At 70.6% G+C, this 18,649-nt stretch carries 19 protein-coding genes and 1 pseudogene; 5 read left to right on the forward strand and 15 right to left on the reverse strand.

Annotated features, from left to right (window positions below):
- The first annotated feature begins 80 nt into the window (after positions 1–80).
- On the forward strand, positions 81–1,268 hold the full coding sequence (locus ACVDFE_RS05625; RefSeq protein WP_360397012.1) for a cytochrome P450: 1,188 nt from the start codon (positions 81–83) through the stop codon (positions 1,266–1,268).
- Between the two features lie 40 nt (positions 1,269–1,308).
- On the opposite strand, the gene ACVDFE_RS05630 is transcribed toward ACVDFE_RS05625, so the two are convergent.
- The 11 genes and pseudogenes from ACVDFE_RS05630 to ACVDFE_RS05680 all read right to left on the reverse strand — a co-directional run bounded on the left by ACVDFE_RS05630 (position 1,309) and on the right by ACVDFE_RS05680 (position 11,250).
- On the reverse strand, positions 1,309–2,280 hold the full coding sequence (locus tag ACVDFE_RS05630) for a glycerophosphodiester phosphodiesterase (RefSeq protein WP_458429788.1): 972 nt from the start codon (positions 2,278–2,280) through the stop codon (positions 1,309–1,311).
- Positions 2,281–2,338: 58 nt separating this feature from the next.
- Complete coding sequence (locus tag ACVDFE_RS05635; RefSeq protein ID WP_458429789.1) at positions 2,339–3,244, reverse strand: DUF4328 domain-containing protein; 906 nt, start codon at positions 3,242–3,244, stop codon at positions 2,339–2,341.
- A 2-nt stretch (positions 3,245–3,246) separates the two neighbouring features.
- The gene (locus ACVDFE_RS05640; RefSeq protein WP_458434273.1) at positions 3,247–3,594 is read right to left on the reverse strand and encodes a rhodanese-like domain-containing protein; all 348 of its coding nucleotides are present in this window, start codon (positions 3,592–3,594) and stop codon (positions 3,247–3,249) included.
- Positions 3,595–3,645: 51 nt separating this feature from the next.
- Positions 3,646–4,422 (reverse strand): hypothetical protein, encoded by a 777-nt coding sequence (locus tag ACVDFE_RS05645; RefSeq protein ID WP_360397016.1) that lies wholly within the window; start codon positions 4,420–4,422, stop codon positions 3,646–3,648.
- Entirely contained in the window at positions 4,422–4,907 is a 486-nt protein-coding gene (locus ACVDFE_RS05650; protein ID WP_458429790.1) for a SigE family RNA polymerase sigma factor, read from the reverse strand. The genes ACVDFE_RS05645 and ACVDFE_RS05650 overlap by 1 nt, the downstream gene beginning before the upstream one ends.
- 123 nt (positions 4,908–5,030) lie before the next feature.
- Positions 5,031–6,623: a solute symporter family protein gene (locus ACVDFE_RS05655; RefSeq protein ID WP_360397018.1), complete on the reverse strand. Its 1,593-nt coding sequence runs from the start codon at positions 6,621–6,623 to the stop codon at positions 5,031–5,033.
- A complete protein-coding gene (locus ACVDFE_RS05660) occupies positions 6,620–6,970 on the reverse strand; it encodes a DUF485 domain-containing protein (RefSeq protein WP_360397019.1) in 351 nt (116 codons plus the stop codon). The genes ACVDFE_RS05655 and ACVDFE_RS05660 overlap by 4 nt, the downstream gene beginning before the upstream one ends.
- 268 nt (positions 6,971–7,238) lie before the next feature.
- The gene (locus ACVDFE_RS05665) at positions 7,239–9,029 is read right to left on the reverse strand and encodes a sodium/solute symporter (protein WP_458429791.1); all 1,791 of its coding nucleotides are present in this window, start codon (positions 9,027–9,029) and stop codon (positions 7,239–7,241) included.
- A 1-nt stretch (position 9,030) separates the two neighbouring features.
- Complete coding sequence (locus ACVDFE_RS05670) at positions 9,031–9,459, reverse strand: hypothetical protein (protein ID WP_360397021.1); 429 nt, start codon at positions 9,457–9,459, stop codon at positions 9,031–9,033.
- Positions 9,456–10,314, reverse strand: a pseudogene (locus tag ACVDFE_RS05675) (LytR/AlgR family response regulator transcription factor). Before ACVDFE_RS05675 ends, ACVDFE_RS05670 begins: the two are co-directional and overlap by 4 nt.
- 72 nt (positions 10,315–10,386) lie before the next feature.
- Complete coding sequence (locus tag ACVDFE_RS05680) at positions 10,387–11,250, reverse strand: S49 family peptidase (RefSeq protein WP_360397023.1); 864 nt, start codon at positions 11,248–11,250, stop codon at positions 10,387–10,389.
- 102 nt (positions 11,251–11,352) lie between these two features.
- On the opposite strand from ACVDFE_RS05680, the gene ACVDFE_RS05685 reads away from it, so the two are divergent.
- Positions 11,353–11,520: a hypothetical protein gene (locus ACVDFE_RS05685; RefSeq protein WP_360397024.1), complete on the forward strand. Its 168-nt coding sequence runs from the start codon at positions 11,353–11,355 to the stop codon at positions 11,518–11,520.
- Positions 11,521–11,765: 245 nt separating this feature from the next.
- Here the strand turns inward: ACVDFE_RS05685 and ACVDFE_RS05690 are convergent, their stop codons facing one another.
- A complete protein-coding gene (locus tag ACVDFE_RS05690) occupies positions 11,766–13,028 on the reverse strand; it encodes a sensor histidine kinase (RefSeq protein ID WP_458429793.1) in 1,263 nt (420 codons plus the stop codon).
- 111 nt (positions 13,029–13,139) lie between these two features.
- Here ACVDFE_RS05690 and ACVDFE_RS05695 point away from each other — a divergent pair, with 111 nt between their 5' ends.
- Genes ACVDFE_RS05695 through ACVDFE_RS05705 form a run of 3 tightly spaced genes read left to right on the forward strand, consistent with a single transcriptional unit; the run spans position 13,140 to position 15,842 of the window.
- Positions 13,140–13,847 carry a (Fe-S)-binding protein gene (locus tag ACVDFE_RS05695; RefSeq protein WP_458434274.1) on the forward strand — a complete coding sequence of 236 codons (708 nt, stop codon included), beginning with the start codon at positions 13,140–13,142 and terminating at the stop codon, positions 13,845–13,847.
- Positions 13,829–15,247, forward strand: coding sequence for a LutB/LldF family L-lactate oxidation iron-sulfur protein (locus ACVDFE_RS05700; protein WP_458429795.1), 1,419 nt, complete (start codon positions 13,829–13,831; stop codon positions 15,245–15,247). Before ACVDFE_RS05695 ends, ACVDFE_RS05700 begins: the two co-directional genes overlap by 19 nt.
- On the forward strand, positions 15,240–15,842 hold the full coding sequence (locus tag ACVDFE_RS05705; RefSeq protein WP_458429796.1) for a LutC/YkgG family protein: 603 nt from the start codon (positions 15,240–15,242) through the stop codon (positions 15,840–15,842). The genes ACVDFE_RS05700 and ACVDFE_RS05705 overlap by 8 nt, the downstream gene beginning before the upstream one ends.
- Here ACVDFE_RS05705 and ACVDFE_RS05710 read toward each other — a convergent pair.
- From ACVDFE_RS05710 to ACVDFE_RS05720, 3 genes are all read right to left on the reverse strand, one after another.
- On the reverse strand, positions 15,835–16,701 hold the full coding sequence (locus ACVDFE_RS05710) for an Fpg/Nei family DNA glycosylase (RefSeq protein ID WP_360397028.1): 867 nt from the start codon (positions 16,699–16,701) through the stop codon (positions 15,835–15,837). The genes ACVDFE_RS05705 and ACVDFE_RS05710 overlap by 8 nt on opposite strands.
- Positions 16,702–16,716: 15 nt before the next feature.
- Positions 16,717–17,154 (reverse strand): DUF983 domain-containing protein, encoded by a 438-nt coding sequence (locus ACVDFE_RS05715; RefSeq protein WP_360397029.1) that lies wholly within the window; start codon positions 17,152–17,154, stop codon positions 16,717–16,719.
- A 72-nt stretch (positions 17,155–17,226) separates the two neighbouring features.
- Positions 17,227–18,558, reverse strand: coding sequence for a sigma-70 family RNA polymerase sigma factor (locus ACVDFE_RS05720; protein ID WP_458429798.1), 1,332 nt, complete (start codon positions 18,556–18,558; stop codon positions 17,227–17,229).
- Between the last annotated feature and the right edge of the window lie 91 nt (positions 18,559–18,649).

Consider the following 18,649-nt stretch of genomic DNA (forward strand, 5'->3'; position numbering starts at 1 on the left):
CCTTAGTTCTCGAACAACAATTTGAGACGTCAATCAACTCACCGTGGACTTCAGCGCCACCTCGACTTACCGTCCGCGTTGTGACGTTCGACCAGCGCGATCCCGCGTTCATCGCCGACCCGTACCCGGCCTTCGCCTCGTTGCGGGCCGCGGGTGAGGTGCACCACCACGAGGGCATGGGCATCGCCGTCGCCGTCTCGCACGCCGCCTGCTCCGCCGTCCTGCGCCACCGCTCGCTGGGCCGCCTCTGGTCGGACGTGAAGCCGGTGGAGCGGTTCCTGTCGTTCAACCTCCTGCACCGCAACTCGCTGCTGGAGAACGAGCCGCCGGTGCACACCCGGCTGCGCCGCCTGGTCGCCGCCGCGTTCGGCCGCGGGCACGTCGAGCGGCTGCGCCCGTGGGTGGCCGAGCTGGCCGACCGGCTGGTGGACGAGCTGACCGCCAAGGTCTCCGACGTCGGTCAGGCCGACCTGCTCGCGCACGTCGCCGCGCCGCTGCCGGTCGAGGTGATCGCCGAGCTGCTGGGCGTGCCCGCCTCCGACCGCTACCTGTTGCAGCCGTGGTCGAACGCGATCGTGAAGATGTACGAGTACGGCCTGCCGCCCGAGCAGCAGGACGCCGCCGAGCGGGCCGCCACCGAGTTCGTCGCCTACCTGCGCGAGCTGATCGCGCTGCGCCGCGTCTCCCCCGGCGCCGACCTGGTGTCGGACCTGGTCGCGGTCACCGACACCGACGGTGCCCGGCTCACCGAGGACGAGCTCGTCGCCACCGCCGTGCTGCTGCTGATGGCGGGCCACGAGGCCACGGTCAACGTGATCGGCAACGGCGTGTACGCGCTGATGGAGCACCGTTCGGAGTGGGAACGCCTGACGCCGGAGCTGCTGCCCACCGCCGTCGAGGAGCTGATCCGCTACGACTCGCCGCTGCAGCTGTTCGAGCGCACGGCCACCGACCGCGTCGAGATCGCGGGCCACGTGCTGGAGCCCGGCGAGAAGATCGCGGCACTGCTCGGCGCGGCCGCACGCGACCCGCTGGTGTTCGACCGCCCCGACGACCTCGACATCGGCCGGGAGAAGAACCAGCACCTCGGGTTCGGCATGGGCATCCACTACTGCCTGGGCGCGCCGCTGGCGCGGATCGAGGTGGAGGCGGCGCTGTCGGCGTTGCACCGCAAGCTGCCCGGCGCGGTGCTCGCGCAGCAGCCCGACCGGCGCGCGGAGTTCGTGATCCGCGGCCTGCACTCGCTGATGCTCGCCGACGGGGCCTGATCGGACGACCTGGGCACTTCGGCCGGTCCGTCGGGACCGACTAGCGGCGCGGGTAGCGCCGGGGGAGCGTGAACCCGCGCTCCGCGAGCACCGTCCGCAGCCGGTCGGGGTGGTCGGTGATCAGGCCGTCGACCCCGGCGTCGATCACCTCGTGCATCCGCGGCACCTCGTCCACGGTCCACGGGATGACGGCGAGGCCCTGTCCGTGGGCTTCGGTGACCAGCTCGCGCGTGGTCATCGTGTGCACGGGCGACAGGGCCTTCGCGCCGAAGCTCTTGACCGCCCTCGGCACGCTGCCGCCGAAGTCGGCGAGGTCGAGGCCGCCGGTCCACGGCGACCCCGGCCGCAGGAAGTCGGGCTGGGTCAGCGCCACCAGCGGGATGCGGGGCTCGACCTCGCGCAGGCGCATCAGGGTGCCCCAGTCGAACGACTGGACCGTCACGTTCGGCAGGAAGCCGGAGCGGCGGACCTCCGCGACGGTGCGGCGGACGAACTGCTCGCGCGGGGCGGTCTCGTGCGGTGCGGCGGCTTCGACCTTGGTCTCGATGTTGAAGCGGACGCCCCATGCGCGGTGGGCGCGGGCCAGTGCGAAGAGCTCGGCCAGGGTGGGCATGCGGGCGCCGGGCGAGAGTTCCTGGTCCGGGTACTGCGACCAGCGGGTGCTGCCGCAGTCGAGGGTTCTGACCTGGGCGAAGGTCAGGTCCTTCACGTACTTGCCCGCGTAGGGCCAGGCGGGGTCGCCGGGGAACGCCGGTGCGGTGTCGAGGCACTTGGCGGGGTTCGTCCTGCGGTCGTGGGTGATGACCTCGCGGCCGTCGCTGGTGATCTGGAGGTCCAGTTCGAGGGTGGTGACGCCGAGCGCGAGGGCCTTGCCGAACGCCTTGAGGGTGCTCTCGACGGTCAGGCCGATGCCGCCGCGGTGGGCCTGCAGGTCGAAGTCGCGGTGCGGGTGCGCAGCCGCCAGGCCCGGTGTGGCCAGCGCGATCACCAGGGCCCCGATGAGTGTCCGCATCCTCCCAACCTGGCAGTCCCGCGCGACGCCGGGAAGGCTGCCGCGGGAACGGCGGAGGTCAGCGGGGCGAACCGGAGGGGCGGAAGGAGCGCAGCGGTGGTGCCGGGGCGTCCTTCACCTCGACGACGCGCATCAGCCGGACGGACGCGGCGTCCACCGGCAGCAGCAGGGTCGTGGTGCGGCGGATCACCAGTGCGGTCGTGACCTCGACGCCGGCGAGCACCAGGTCGCCGAGCGCGTGCAGCAGGACGCCGTCGGCCTGGGCCTGGGTGCCGTCGCGCAGCAGCCAGAGCATGGTGATCACGAACAGGACGCCGGAGGACGCCCACAGGCCCCACCACCACAGCAGCAGCCGGGACGGGCGGGGGCGTTCGCCGGCGGGACGGCGGGCGACCGCGTGTTCCAGCTCGGCGAGCACCGAGCCGGGCACGACCAGGTTCACGCCGGGGACGAACAGGCTGAGCAGCGCGGAGCGGTTGGAGCGGGACGGGCCGTAGCCGACGATCGTCGCGGCCACGTTCCTGGCGCGGCGCACCCACAGCACCGTCAAGATCAACGCCAGCGGCCAGCCGACCAGCAGGATCGCCGACGAGGACACGACCATCGCGTCCGACGTGGAGACCACGCCCGCCGAGAGCGCGCCGTAGCGGCTCATCGCGAGCAGCACGTACCGCCAGACCTCGGACAGCGCCGCCCACACCGCGACGAACGCGACGAGCCACAGCGTGTTCTGCGCGGTCCTGCCGATCCGGCGCACCCCGTCGACGGAGTCGCCGCTCTCGGCCGTGTCGAGCACGGCCGTCGGCCAGCGCCACGCCAGCAGCGGGAACCCCCACCGCGGCGGCACCGGGTAGTGCGGCGGACCGCCGTAGCGCAGCCGCTGCGACCGGCGCGAGGGCTGCGGGTACGCACCGGGTGGCGGTGTCGCGACCCAGTCCACGCGCATCGGCTGCAGCGGCTGCACGGTCAGATGACCTCGGGTTCCATGCCGTCGACGCCGCCCTCGAGCGGACGACCGTGGGCGTCCCAGTGCTGCATGCCGCCCTCGACGTTCACGGCCTCCCAGCCGTTCTCGTTGAGGTACTGGGTCACGCGGGCGGAACGGCCACCGGCCCGGCACACGACGTAGAGCTGCACGTCGTTCGGCACCTCGTCCAGGCGCGCACCGATCTCGCTCATCGGGATGTGCAGCGCGCCGGGGGCGTGGCCCGCGTCCCACTCGTCCTGCTCGCGCACGTCCAGCAGGACGGCGCCCTCGGGCAGCTTCTCGGGGACGTCGGCGATCTCGACGCTGGGAACAGTCACACCGTGAATGGTGCCATGCCGGAAGTTGCACCTCCGTGAACCTCCGGCACGGCCGCACCCTCAGGACACCTCCGCGACGGCGGCCCCGAGCCTCACGAGCTCCACTTCGGACAGCGGCACCGCCTCCCGCGTGGGCTGGGAGCTCATGCGGCCCGCGTTGACCTGCTCGACGCGGAACGCCAGCCGGTCGGCGCGGAAGACGTACAGGGTCTGCACCTGCAGCTCCGACGGTGCTTCGACGCCGGGCGCGTACAGCTGGAACACGGTGCCGTCGGCGCCGGTGAGGCGCCGGCTCGCGGCACACGTGCCGGTGGCCCACCGCGCGCTGTCCGCCGCCGCGGCCGGATCACCCTCGAAGCGGGCCAGCGCGAACCGCAGGCTCCCGGCGCCCTGTCCGTCGAGGACGTCGACCCGGAAGCCCCGGCGGTCGCCGTGGTGGACGCTCGCGGGGCCGTTGGCGTCCTCGGGGAGCTCCGAGTCGACGACCCGGTCGGGCAGCACCGCCTGGGCCGAGTCCCGCCAGGCCCGCATCTGGCCGGTCGAGGGCAGGAAGGCACCCATGTTCCGCACCACGTCCGGCTGCGGACCGGCCTCGCCGCAGCTCACCCGCGGCCAGTTGGCGGGATTGGTGGCGAGCGACAGCTCGGGTTCGACCGCTCCCCGCCAGACCGCACCGCCGATCCCGACCGCCGCCACCACGGTCAGCACGCCGCCCGCGAACCCGGCCCTGCGCACGGCCACCCGGCGCCTGCCCCGCCGCAGCACGTCGTCCAGCGTCGTCGTCGGTGGTGGCGCGGGCACGTCGAGAGCTCCGCGCAGCTCGTCTTCGATCGTCATCAGGCACCCTCCGCGTTGACCGGCTCGCCGTACGCCTCGCGGAGCGTCGCCAAGCCCCTGGCCGTCTGGCTCTTCACGTTGCCCTCGGAGCAGCCCAGCTCGGCCGCCGTCTGCTCGATGGACAGGTCGTGCACGTACCGCAGCACCAGCGCGGCCCGCTGTTTCGGCGGCACCTTCCGCAACGCCGCGTGCAGCCGGGCATCGGGGTCGCCGAAGCCGCCGACGATGCCGTGGTCCGGCAGGTCGGCGACCGGGCGTTCGCGGACGCGGCTGCGGCTGTTGATGAACAACCGCGTCACGGTCGTGCGGACGTACGCCTCGGCGGTCTCGCGCCGGACGCTGGGCCACTTCGCGTAGGCACGCACGAATGCGTTCTGCGCGAGCTCTTCGGCCTCCGACCAGTCGCCGCACAACGCGTACGCGGTGCGCCGCACCCAGTCGAACCGGCTGGTGAAGAACTCCGAGAACTCCTCGTCTCGTCGCACTCCCGGTCCCCCATGCTCGTGCTGCGGTCATGTTCACTACACAGCCGGCACCAGCGGGGTTGCACGGAAACGCGGAACGGGCCGCCCCGGAAACCCGGAACGGCCCGTTCGGCAGTGCGCGGACTAGTGCGCGGTGGCCTTCTCGGCACCCGCACCGGTGAGGGAGCGGACCTCCATCTCGGCCTGCTTGACGGGGTCGGCCTTGTCCTTCGACAGGATCGTGCCGACGTAGCCGAGCAGGAACGCGATCGGGATCGAGACGATGCCGGGGTTCGACAGCGGGAACAGGTCGAAGTCGGCGTTCTTGAACATCGAGGTCGGCGTGCCGGAGACGGCGGGCGACAGGATGATCAGCGTGATCGTCACGATCAGGCCGCCGTAGATGCTCCACAGCGCACCGGAGGTGTTGAACCGCTTCCAGAACAGCGAGTAGAGGATCGTCGGCAGGTTCGCCGAGGCGGCGACCGCGAAGGCCAGCGCCACGAGGAACGCGATGTTCTGGCCGTTGGCGATGATGCCGCCGCCGATGGACACGAGGCCGATGACGATCGCGGTGATGCGGGCGACCTTGACCTCGGAGTTCTTGTCCTCCTCCTGGCCCTTCTTGATGATGTTGGCGTAGATGTCGTGGGCGAACGACGCCGACGCCGTGATCGTCAAGCCGGCCACGACCGCGAGGATCGTCGCGAAGGCGACGGCCGCGATCAGGCCGAGCAGGATCGGGCCACCCAGCTCCAGCGCGAGCAGCGGGGCGGCCGAGTTGGCCTTGCCGGGTGCCGCGTTGATCTTGTCAGGGCCGACGAGCGCACCGGCGCCGTAGCCGAGGACCAGGGTGAACAGGTAGAAGATGCCGATCAGCCAGATCGCCCACACGACCGAGCGGCGGGCTTCCTTCGCCGTGGGCACGGTGTAGAAGCGCATCAGGATGTGCGGCAGACCCGCGGTGCCGAGCACGAGGGCCAGCGCCAGCGAGAGGAAGTCCAGCTTGCTGGTGTCGGTCTTGCCGTACTGCAGGCCGGGGCCGAGGAGCTTCTCGCCCGCCTTCGGAGCGGCGTCGACGGCGGCACCGAGCAGCGAGGACAGGTTGAAGCCGTACTTGCCGAGCACCCAGAGGGTCATGACGCCGGCACCGGCGATCAGCAGGACCGCCTTGATGATCTGCACCCAGGTGGTGCCCTTCATGCCGCCGATGAGGACGTAGGCGATCATCAGGGCGCCGACCACGGCGATGACGAGGGCCTGGCCACCGGTGCCCGTGATGCCGAGCAGCAGGGCGACGAGACCACCGGCACCGGCCATCTGGGCCAGCAGGTAGAAGAACGAGACCGCCATGGTCGACGTGGCGGCGGCGGCGCGGACCGGGCGCTGGCGCATCCGGAAGCTCAGGACGTCGCCCATCGTGTACTTGCCGGTGTTGCGCAGCAGCTCGGCGACCAGCAGCAGCGCGACGAGCCACGCCACCAGGAAGCCGATCGAGTACAGGAAGCCGTCGTAGCCGTTGAGGGCGATGGCGCCCGCGATGCCGAGGAACGAGGCCGCGGAGAGGTAGTCACCCGCGATGGCGATGCCGTTCTGCGGGCCGGTGAAGGCACGGCCGGCGGCGAGGTAGTCGGCAGCGGTCTTCGTGTTGCGGCTCGCCCGGATGACCACGAACAGCGTGATCAGGACGAAGACGCCGAAGATGCTGATGTTGAGGATCGGGCTCGACTCGTTCACTTGCCGTCTCCCTCGATCTCACCGCGGAGCTTCTCCGCCAACGGGTCGAGGTTCTTGTTGGCGTGCCGCACGTACAGCGTCGTGATGACGAAGGTCGACACGAACTGCAGCAGGCCGAAGAGGAGCCCGACGTTGATGTTGCCGATCACCTTGGTGGACATGAAGCCGTGCGCGTAGTCCGCGAGCAGCACGTACAGCAGGTACCAGGCGAGGAAGAGGGCGGAGACGGGGAACACGAACTTGCGCAGGCGCTGCTTCAGCTCGGTGAAGTCGGCGCTCGCTTGCACGTCGACCCACTTCTGCGCATCGGGGGACGACTCGCTCGGGGTGTGCTCGGTGGTGCTCACAGTCCCCTCCTCGCGGTACTCGGCGTAGGGCTCAGCAACGTGGCGGGCACGTCATTGCCTCCAGGTGCGGTCCGTTCTTGGTCGAGAACCGTATGGAGACTTGAGTCACTCAGGTAAGACTCTGTTCGTGCCCATGCGCCCAGCAGTCGGGTGAAGCGGCGAACGGTCAGTATTCGAAGACGAAGGGCACCGAGCGTGACCGGAATCACCGTTCACCGATTCGAGTGACCAATTTTCACCCGTTCGAACCGCTGACTACTCAGCGTGTTTACGCAGATCCCCTGCGCTCGTGACCGGCCATCCTGGCCTTCTCCTCCGCGGTCCCGAAGCGGGCGACGTCGCGGTCGCGGATGAAGCCGAGCGGGTCGGGGGCGTGCAGCCGCAGCAGGATCTGGTTCACGTCGGCGGGCGCGCGCCTGCGGGTCGCCTTGCTGACGACGATCATGGTCAGGAACGCGATCGGCACGGTGATCAGCGCCGGCTGGGTGAACACGGCGGGCGCCCAGCGACCGGTGTAGGAGCTGATCACGCTGACCACCTGCGCCGTGATGACCATGCCGCCACCGACGACGAGACCGCACACGGCACCGACCCACGTGAGCCCGCGCCACCAGATCCCGAGGACCAGGAGCGGGCAGAAGGTGGACGCGGCGAGCGCGAACGACATGGCCACGGTCAGTGACGCGTCGGCCCGCGGCAGCAGCAGCGCGAGGCCGATCGCGACGAGTCCGGTGAACACCGTCGCCCACCGGAAGTCACGAACCTTGCCCGGCATGATGTCCGTCGAGACCACCCCGGCGACGGACACGACGAGCCCGGAGGAGGTCGACAGGAACGCCGCGAACGCGCCGGCCGCGACGATCGCGCCGAGGACCTGGCCGCCCAGGTTCGGCACCATCGTCTCGGGCAGCATCAGCACCGCCGCGTCGGTCTTGCCGTTCACCAGCAGCTGCGGCAGGTACAGCCGCGACAGCACGCCCAGCACCGTCGGGAAGATGTAGAACAGGCCCAGCAGGTACAGCACGTGCAGCGCGGTCCGGCGGGCCGCCTTGCCGTCCGGGTTGGTGTAGAAGCGGACCAGGACGTGCGGCAGGCCCATCGTGCCGAGGAACGTCGCGAAGATCAGCGAGTACGTCCGGAACAGGTCGGACAGGCCACCGGTCTGCGGGCGCATCCAGTCGCGGTTGGTCGTGGGCGACCCCTCGACGACGGGCACCGGGGCGCCGGCCGTGAACTCCATGACCGTGCCGGGGCTCAGCTCGTAGACGCCGCGGCTCCAGTACACCGCGCCGTTCGCGTCCCTGCCGTCGATCCGGCCGCGCACCACCAGCTGCAGCGGCTCGTCGACGCGGACCTTGATGTCCTGCTCGGCCACGGTGATCGTCTCGGCGGCCGGGAACCTGACCACGCCACCGTCGCTGATCGGCTGCGTGCCCCGGTCCGGCGCGACGAGGAACACCACGAAGAGCACGAACGTGGGCGCGGCGATGGCGAAGAGCTTGCCCCAGTACTGGAACGCCTGCACGAGCGTGATGGCGCGCATGCCGCCGCCCAGCACGTTGACGACCACGATGGCCGTGACGACCAGCCCGCCGAGCCACGCGGGCAGGCCGGTGATCGTCGTGAGCGTCAGGCCGGCCGACTGCAGCTGCGGCACCAGGTACAGCACGCCGATGCAGACGACGAAGAACGTGCTGAAGTGCCGCACGTTCACCGACCCCAGCCGGGCCTCGGCGAAGTCCGGCAGCGTGTACGCGCCGGAGCGCCGCAGCGGTGCCGCGACGAACAGCAGCAGCGCCAGGTAGCCCGCGGTGAAGCCGATCGGGTACCAGAGCGCGTCGATGCCGTCCTTGAGCACGAGTCCGGCCACGCCCAGGAACGACGCGGCGGACAGGTACTCGCCGGAGATCGCGGCGGCGTTGCGGGTGGCGGGGATCGACCGCCGCGCCACCAGGAAGTCCGGGGTGGTGTTCGCGGTGCGGGAGCCGACGTAGCCGAGCAGGAACGTCACCAGTGCGACGGCGACGATTGCGGTGAGGCTCCAGATGGTGGCGTTCACGTCAGCGGTCGACCATGTTCACGAAGTCGCGCTCGTGCCGTTCGGCCTGCCTGCGGAACACCCACCCGACCGCGTAGAGGGCCGGGAAGGGTGCGAGGCCGAGCACGAGCCAGGGGACGCCGATGCCGAGGACCTCGATGCCCCCGATCGCGGGGAACAGGTAGAAGGTGATCGGCAGGAGGCACATGCCGACCAGCACCGCGAACGCGAGCCCGAACGCGGACCTGAGCTGCTGCTTGATGAGGTCGCGGATCAGCTTCTCGCCGACGCTGGTCTGCTCCTCCAGCTCGATGATCGTGCGCGGTGCCTTGCTGCGCGACTTCGTCGAGTCCGCGAGCACCACCCTGCGCCTGCGCGGTTTGCGGGCCTGCTCACCGAGCCAGGCCTCACGGGCGGCCTGTTCGGGCTTTCCCGCGTCGTGCCTGCTCACCAGCCGCTCTTCGGCGGTCGCACGATCCGCTCCTTGAGCTCCTTGGTGTGCCTGCGGCTGACCGGGAAGCTCCTTGGCGCCCTCACCGGTGCCGATCACGACCGCGTAGCCGTTCGCCGTCATCCGCAGCTCGCTCACCAGCGGCAACGCCACCAGGTACGAGCGGTGGATGCGCACGAAACCCGCGTTCGCCCAGCGCTCCTCCAGCTGCGCGAGCGGGATGCGCACGAGGTGGCTGCCCTCCTGCGTGTGCAGGCGGGCGTAGTCGCCCTGCGCCTCGACGTACCGCACGGAGGCGCGCGGCACGAGCTTGATGGTGCCGCCCAGCTCGACGGGGATGACCTCGTCGTCACTCGGTTCGGCGGGGTTCTGCGCTGCCTGGCCCGTCGCGGCCGCGGGCGCCGCGGTGCGGCCCACCCGGTCGGCGACCCGGGAGATCGCCTTGAGGACGCGTTCCTCGTTGATCGGCTTGTTGATGAAGTCGAGCGCGCCGACGTCGAACGCCGTGACGAGCGCGTCCCGTTCCTCCACACCGGTCACGAAGACCAGCGCGGGCGGGTACCGGAACGCGCTGAGCACCCGTGCGAGGTCCATGCCGGAAAGTCCGGGCATGTTGATGTCGGCGAACACCGCGTCGACCGGCGGAAGGCCGGCCTTGGTGCGCGCCATCACCTCCTGCTCGTAGTCGCCCCGCAGGATCCGCAGCGCCTCCGCGGCGTCGAACGCCGTCAGCACGCGCCGGATGTGGGGGCTGCTCTCGAGGAGGAACTTGATCTCGCTCAGGCCGGGAGCCTCGTCATCGACTGCGAGGACGAGGAGACCGGCGTTGTCTTGGATACTCACTGTGTCGGGCATCTTGCCCATCAATGTGCGGTCATGTCTACGCCGGGACCGGCCCCGACACGCCCGGTGAAACCGAACTGATGCTCACAGCCCGAATCGGGACCAGCGAGCACGTTCTTCGAGGCTTGTCAGCACCTGCGTGACGAGATCCCCCGATCGGGTGGACGCCCCGGCCAGGCCCAGCTTGGCCAGCAAGGGCCTGCGCGGTTCGACGACCGTCAGCTCGGCGTCCGGGAAGCGCTTGGCGAGCACGGACCGGATCGTGCCGATGCCGTCCGCCAGGCCCAGTTCCACGGCCTTGGCGCCGGTCCACACCTCACCGGTGAAGAGCTCGTCGTCGGCCGCCTTGAGCTTCGCGCTCCTGCGCTCCTTCACCCACGCCTTGAACTGCTCGTGCAGGTCGGCGTGCAGCCCCTTGAGCCACTCGACGTCCTCTGGCTTCTCCGCCTGGAACGGGTCGAGCCGCACCTTGTTCTCACCGGCGGTGTAGACCCGCCGCTCCACACCCGCCTTGTCGAGCAGGCCGTTGAGCCCGAACCCGGCGCTCACGACACCGATCGAGCCGACGAGGCTCGTCCCGTGCGCGTAGATCTCGTCGCCGGCACACGCCAGCCAGTAGCCGCCCGACGCCGCGACGTCCTCGCAGAACGCGAGCACCGGCACGTGCTTCTTCGTCGCGAGCTCCCGGATGCGCTCGGCGATCAGAGCGGACTGCGTCGGCGCACCGCCGGGCGAGTTGATGAGCAGGGCCACCGCGATCAGGCGCTCGTTGTCGAACGCCCGGTTGATGGCCGTTTCCACGTTCTGGAGGCTGATCGTGTTGCGGGCCACCGGCGACGACTGCGGGGTGATGACCCCGTGCAACCGCACAGCGGCGACCACCGGCGGGCGTTCACCCCGGTCCATGACCCGCGGAAGACGGGCCGCGATCTTGTCCGTGACGCTCATGTGCTCGACAGTACGTGCGTTTCGCGGTCACGCGGGAGCCGAGCCGGGTGCAGGTTGCTCCCGCGTGACGTGGAACACGTGGTGCCGGGTTAGAGTCGACGGGTGACGTTCAACCCCATCCGCTGGCTGGAGCGCTATGTCGAGTGGTGGGACGACCGGGGCAGGCAGAACGCCGCCGGGCCGACACCGATGCACATCTACTGGATGTGGGTGAGCTGGAGCGTCTGCGCCGTCGCGCTGATCACGACCTTGGCCGTCGCAGCGCGCTGAGCTGCGGCGTTGCCGATCAGCACTTACAGCTGGAATAGCCCTTCGCGGTGCACTTGATGCAGACGCGAACGCGTTCGGGTGCTCGTTGTTCCTGCAATTGATGCCCTTAGCTCGCGGCCGGTCTTCGTCGGTTCACCTGACCGGCTGTTCATTGGTCACCACCACAATCGGCAGGTTCGAGGGTGGGGTTGAGGATCGTTGCCAACACAAGTTGAGTTGGTCCGAACGGCTCTCCGCACGGTCGCTCAGGCGCGGACCACGGGCTGTTCCGCCGTCATCGGCTCGTCGGTCAGCTGCGTGCCGATGTTGAGGTTCGGCAGCACGTTCCGGGCGAACTTCGGCACCTTGAGGATGACCTTGGTGCCCGCGTTCGGGGCGGTCTCGACGACCAGCGCGTACTCGGCGCCGAACACCGTGCGCATGCGGTCGTTGATGTTGCCGATGCCGACGTGCGCACCGGTCTGGTGGGCGTCCTTGATGTCGTCGAGGCGGTCGGGGTCCATGCCGACGCCGTCGTCCTCGACGCTGATCAGCGCCTCGTTGCCGTTGTCCTCGGCGGTGATGGTGAGCATGCCGCCACCGGGCTTCTTGGCCAGGCCGTGCCGGACCGCGTTCTCGACCAGCGGCTGGAGCACGAGGAACGGCAGGACGACCTGGAGGACCTCGGGGGCGATGCGCAGGCGCACGTTCAGGCGGGAGCCGTAGCGGGCCTGCTCGATGGTCAGGTAGCGGTGGATGTTCGTCAGCTCGTCGGCGAGGGTCGTGAACAGGCCGTCGGTGCGGAACGAGTAGCGCGTGAACTCGGCGAACTCCTGCAGCAGTTCGCGGGCGTGGGCCGGGTCGGTGCGGATCAGCGAGGAGATCGTGTTCAGCGCGTTGTAGACGAAGTGCGGGGAGATCTGGGCGCGCAGGGCCTTGACCTCGGCCTGGGCGAGGGCCTGGCGCTGCTTCTGCACGACCTCCAGCTCGAGCTGGGTCGAGACGAAGCGGGCGGTCTCCTCGGCCATGCGGATCTGGCGCTTCGAGGCGACGCCGGAGACGACGATCAGGGTGCCGGCCACCTCGCCCTCGACAACCAGCGGGACCACGACGACGCTGTGCAGGGAGCACGGCCCCTGCAGCTCGCAGCCGAGCTTGCGGTGGTCGACGTGCTCCTTGTGACCGGTGTTGATCGCGCGGGCGACGGTGTCGTGGAGGTACTCGTAGTGGTCGTTGGCGCCGCCGTCCCAGGACAGGACGGTGCCCTCCTCGTCGGTGATGGCGACCGCGACGCAGCGCAGCATCTCGCGCAGGTGGGGGGTGGCCTTGTTGGCGGCTTCCTCCGTCAAGCCCGCCCGGAGGTCGCTCGACGCCCTGGACATGCGGTCGAGCATGTCCATCACAGCGTCCTCGACGGAGGTGCTGACGCGTCGAGCGCGGCACAGCATCACGAAGAGGCCGAGAACGGCCAGGGTCGCGATGACGCCGAGCACAGCGCGCTCGGTCAACAGGTCGCCCACGGTGCACATGCTGTGCTGTGGGACGCCCCTATAGCAAGAGGCAGCCTCGGCGTACGCCCGTACGGTCCACCGGCCCGGGTAGACATCCGATGACTTTGGGGAGAGGGTGTGCCGGTGAAAGTGGCACTGTTCGCGACCTGCCTGACCGACACGCTCTTCCCGTCGACGGCACGTGCGGTGGTCCGTTTGCTGGAACGACTCGGCTGCACGGTCGACTTCCCGCTCGACCAGACGTGCTGCGGCCAGATGCACTTCAACACCGGCTACCGGGAGGAAGCCCGGCCGCTGGCGCGCAAGTACACCGACGTCTTCGGAGGGTACGACCACGTCGTTGCGCCATCCGGGTCATGCGCGGGCATGGTTCGGGAGGTCCACCCCGCGCTGGGCACGTCTCCCCCGCGCACGTTCGAGCTCGCCGAGTTCCTCGTGGACGTGCTGGGAGTGACGGACGTCGGCGCGTGGTTCCCCCACCGCGTCACCTACCACCCCACCTGTCACTCGCTGCGCTTGTTGGGAGTCGGGGACAAGCCGCTGGCGCTGCTCAGGGCGGTCAGGGGACTCGATCTGGTGGAACTGCCCGACGCGACGCACTGCTGCGGCTTCGGCGGCACGTTCGCGGTGAAGAACGCCGAGACGTCCACGGCGATGCTGGCGGACAAGATGCGGTGCGTGCTCGACACCGGCGCCGAGGTGCTGTCCGCCGGTGACAACTCCTGCCTGATGCACATCGGCGGTGGCCTGTCCCGGTTGCGGGCCGGCGTCCGGTCCGTGCACCTGGCGGAGGTCCTGGCTTCGACGGAGGAGGACCCGTGGCGCGCAACCCCGTGACGTGGCTGGGCAGCCCGACGTTCCCGAAGGCGGCCAAGGAGGCGCTGAACGACACCCAGCTGCGGCAGAACCTGCGCAAGGCCACCGGCACCATCCGCGGTCGCCGGGCCGCCGCGGTCGCCGAGGTGGACGACTGGGAGCAGCTGCGGGTCGCCGGCGAGCAGATCAAGGACGACGTGCTGGCCCGCCTCGACACCCTGCTCGTGCAGCTGGAGGAGTCGGTCACGGCGCGCGGCGGCGTCGTCCACTGGGCCCGTGACGCCGAGGAGGCCAACCGGATCGTGCTCGGCCTCTGCCGGGAGGAGGGCGCGACCGAGGTCGTCAAGGTCAAGTCCATGGCCACCGCCGAGATCGGCCTGAACGAGGCGCTCGAAGCCGGTGGCGTGCACGCGGTCGAGACCGACCTGGCCGAGCTGATCGTGCAGCTCGGCGACGACCGGCCGTCGCACATCCTGGTGCCCGCGATCCACCGCAACCGCTCGGAGATCCGCGACATCTTCCAGCGCCGCATGGGCGTCGAGGTGAGCGACGAACCCGCGGACCTCGCCGAGGCGGCACGGCTGTACCTGCGGCAGAAGTTCCTGAGCACCGGTGTGGCGATCTCCGGCGCGAACTTCGCCGTCGCGGACACCGGGTCGATCGTGGTGCTGGAGTCCGAGGGCAACGGCCGGATGTGCCTGACCCTGCCGGACACCCTGATCACCGTGATGGGCGTCGAGAAGCTCGTGCCCACCTGGCAGGACCTGGAGGTCTTCCTCCAGCTGCTGCCGCGCTCGTCGACCGCGGAGCGGATGAACCCGTACACGAGCGTGTGGACCGGCGTGACACCCGGCGACGGCCCGCAGCGCTTCCACCTCGTGCTGGTCGACAACGGCCGCACCGCGGTGCTGCGGGACTCCGTCGGGCGCCAGGCGCTGCGGTGCATCCGGTGCTCGGCGTGCCTGAACGTCTGCCCCGTCTACGAACGCACCGGCGGCCAGTCGTACGGCTCGGTCTACCCGGGACCGATCGGCGCGATCCTGACGCCGCAGCTGGTCGGCGACCTGCACGACCCGCAGGCGGCCTCGCTCCCCTTCGCCTCCTCGCTGTGCGGCGCCTGCTTCGAGGTGTGCCCGGTGCGGATCGACATCCCGTCGGTGCTCACCCACCTGCGCGCGGAGGTCGTGGAAGCCAAGGGCCGCACCGCGGAGTCGGTGGCGATGGCGGCCGCGGCGTGGGTGTTCGCCTCGGCCTCGCGGTACGAGAAGGCGCAGAAGGCCGGTTCGCTGGCCCGTTTCCTGGCGAAGGACGGGAAGATCAGCTCGTTGCCGTGGCCGGGGTCCAGGTGGACGTCCTCGCGGGACGTGCCCGCACCGCCCGCCCAGTCGTTCCGCGCGTGGTGGAAGGAGAACCGTGGCTAGCGCCAAGGAGGAGATACTGCGGCGCATCCGCGACGCGCGGGTGCCCGCCGCCGCACCGGTCGTGCGCGGGTACCACCGCGAAGGGCCGGGCGGCGTCGAGCTGTTCGCCGAGCGGGTCGCCGACTACCGGGCGGTCGTGCACGTCGTCACCGACGTCCCCGCGGCGCTGACCTCGTTGCGGGGCAAGCGGGTCGTGGTGCCCTCCGACGTGCCGGACGAGTGGCTGGCCGACGGTGTGGAGTGGCTGCGCGAGCCGTTGTCGATCGAGGACCTGGACGGCGCGGACGGCGTGCTGACCGGGTGCGCGGTCGCGATCGCCGACACCGGCACGATCGTCCTCGACGGTGGTGTGGCTCAGGGCCGGCGCGCGCTGACGTTGCTGCCGGACCACCACGTGTGCGTGGTGCGGGCCGACCAGATCGCCGGGTCGGTGCCGGAGGCGCTGGCACGGCTGGAACCGACGCGGCCGCTGACGTTCATCAGCGGCCCGTCGGCGACGAGCGACATCGAGCTCAACCGGGTGGAGGGCGTGCACGGCCCCCGTGTCCTGGAGGTGCTCGTCCTCGTCCACCCCGGTCAAGGGGTGGTTATTTGAGCAGGCGCGACAACCGGCGGTCGGCCAGCGGCTTGCCGCCGGTCTGGCAGGTCGGGCAGTACTGGAACGCCTTGTCCGCGAACGACACCTCGCGCACGGTGTCGCCGCACACCGGGCACGGCAGGCCGGTCCGCGCGTGCACCCGCAGGCCGGAGCGCTTCTCGCCCTTGAGCCGGGCCGCGTCCTGGCCCACCGAGCGGGCCACCGCGTCCGTCAGCGTGCTGATCATGGCCTCGTGCAGCCGGTCGAGCTGCTCGTCGTCGAGGCGCCCTGCCGTGGCGTAGGGCGAGAGGCGGGCCAAGTGCATGATCTCGTCGGAGTAGGCGTTGCCGATGCCCGCGATCAGGCCCTGGTCGGTCAGCGCGGTCTTGAGCCGCTCGGTGCGCTTGTGCAGCAGGTCCTCGAGCTGGGTGCGGGAGAGCTGCAACGCGTCCGGGCCGAGCCGCGCGACCGAGGAGATCGTCTTCGGGTCGTGCACGATCCACGCGGCGAGGCCCTTCTTGGTGCCCGCCTCGGTGAGGTCGAAGCCGGGGCCCTGGCCGGGCGGGCCGAGGTGCACGCGCAACGCGAGCGGGCCGCGGCCCTGCTTGGGCGGCGGGGCCGCCATGGTGTCCGCCCAGCGCAGCCAACCGGCCCGTGCGAGGTGCACGACCAGGTGCAGGCCGTCCGCGACCTCCAGGTCCAGGTGCTTGCCGTGCCGGTGCGCGGCCACGACCTCCTGGCCCTGCAGCGCGGTCCACGGCGGGTCGAACGTCTTCAGCACCTGGAGCGACGCCACGTCGACGCGGTGCACGGTGCGGCCGACGGCGTGTTCACGCAGGTGGTGAACCAGTGCTTCTACCTCGGGCAGCTCGGGCACCGCTCCAGTGTCGCATCAGTCGACGGGTTGCAACGGGCCTTCGACGTCGGGCAGCGAGTGCATCTCGATCGTCCTGGCCACCCGCGAGGCCTCCTGGCGCACGGCGAGCGGGCCGCGGACCTGGCCGATCCACCGCTCCGGCGGCAGCTCGTCGGCGGTCGCCTTGCTCTCCGCGACCAGCGTGTGCGGGCGGCGCAGCGCCCAGCGGACCGGGAAGAACAGGAACAGGAAGATCAGCGCGAGGACCAGCCACGAGGGCACGACGACCTCCTCGGGCGTCCACGCGATCAGCACGACCGTCATGACGAGCAGCAGGCCGGCCATCATGATGCCGGGCAGCGCACCGCCGCTCACGTCGTGCTCGAAGTCGTCGGACAGCACCGGGTTGCGCCACTCGATGCGGCTGTGCACAGTCCACATCCGCCCGTCCGCACCGCGTACCAGCCGCGTCATGACACCGTCTCCCACGCTCAGTCGGTCTTGGTCAAACCGTACCGGTCGCGGGGTGAGCCTTGTGGGTGAACCTCAGTCGGTCCGCGGTTTCGGGTAGAGCGTGATCGTCGTCGACGTCGTGGGCGGCGGCGTCGGAGGGTCGCACGGCGTGGAGCTGGAGGGTGCCGGCGACGACGAGGACGACGTGTCGAGCGACTTGATCCCGCGCGGCGTCGACCCGGCCGTCTCGACGTCGGAGGGGGCCGGGTCGGAGGACTTCGCGACCGGCTCCGCGCGTTCGGTGGCCGGTTCGCGCTGCTGCTCGGTGACCGGCGGCGGCGTGGCCGTGGTCCTGCGCACCGTCTCGGGACCGGACCGGTGCGCGGCGGGGGCGATCGCGTTGCCCGGCTGCTGCTGCTCCCGCCGCTGCTGCTGTTCGGGAGCGGGCGGGGCCTGGACGAGCTCCTGGCTGTTCCCGCTGGTCGTGCCGGACGGCAGCGACTGGACGACGGGGTGCTGGTCGGGTTGCAGCATCGCCACGCCGGGACCGTCGGAGAACACCGTGGCCACGGTGCCGACCAGGCCGATCGTCGCGACGGACGCGGCGGCGATGGCCAGCTTCGCCTTGCCGAGCAGCACCTTGCCCGCGAACGCGAGCCCGAGCGTGGACGGCACGACCAGGAACGCCGCGCTGGCCCGCAGCGTCGCGCAGACCTCGTTCAGCTCGGCGTGGAGCTGCGAGCAGGACGAGCAGGCGTCCAGGTGGGCGCGGATCCGGCGTTCCTCGACGCCCTGGACCCCGCCCGCGGTGTAGGTGCCGAGCTTCGCCCTGATCGCCGCGCACGACGACCGCCCGTCGTCCACGGCCAGGTGCGCCTGCAGGTAGGCGGCCCGCAACCCTTCACGGGCGCGCCGGGCCAGCGCCGACATGGCGTTGGGCGAAAGACCGAAGTGCGGTGCCACGGTGGCGGGGCGCTCGCCCTCCACCTCGACGCGCCACAGCACGACCCGCCAGCGTTCCGGCAGGCTGGAGAAGGCACGGGTGATCAGGTTGTGCTCGGCGCGCCTGGCGGCGTTGTCGGCCACCGGCTCGGCCCGCCGGTTCAGCTCCTCGTCCTCGACCGGCACGTCCCGCCGCCGGCCGCTCCACTCCCACGCCACCCGGCGAGCGACCGTCAGCAGGTAGGTGCGCGCGTGGTCGGTGGGCCCGCTGCCGCGGCGGATCGCCTGCAACATGCGGAAGAACGCCTCGGCGGTGAGGTCGTCGGCCTCGGCCGCCTCGCGGACGTGCCTGAGTGAGAAACGGCGGACCGCGTCCGCGTGCCGGGAGAACAGTTCGCCGTAGGCCGAGTCGTCTCCGTCGCGCACCCTGGCGAGCAGGTCCCGGTCGACCTCGTTCTCGTCGACCATCACAGGGCTCAACATGCCACAAGGGGCCAGACCTGCCCCTGGATGAGAACAGGTCGATACACAAGACCATCCGATCGACGTGGGCTGATCAGCGCAACGCTTTCGG

The sequence above is a fragment of the Lentzea chajnantorensis genome (genome assembly GCF_054300775.1).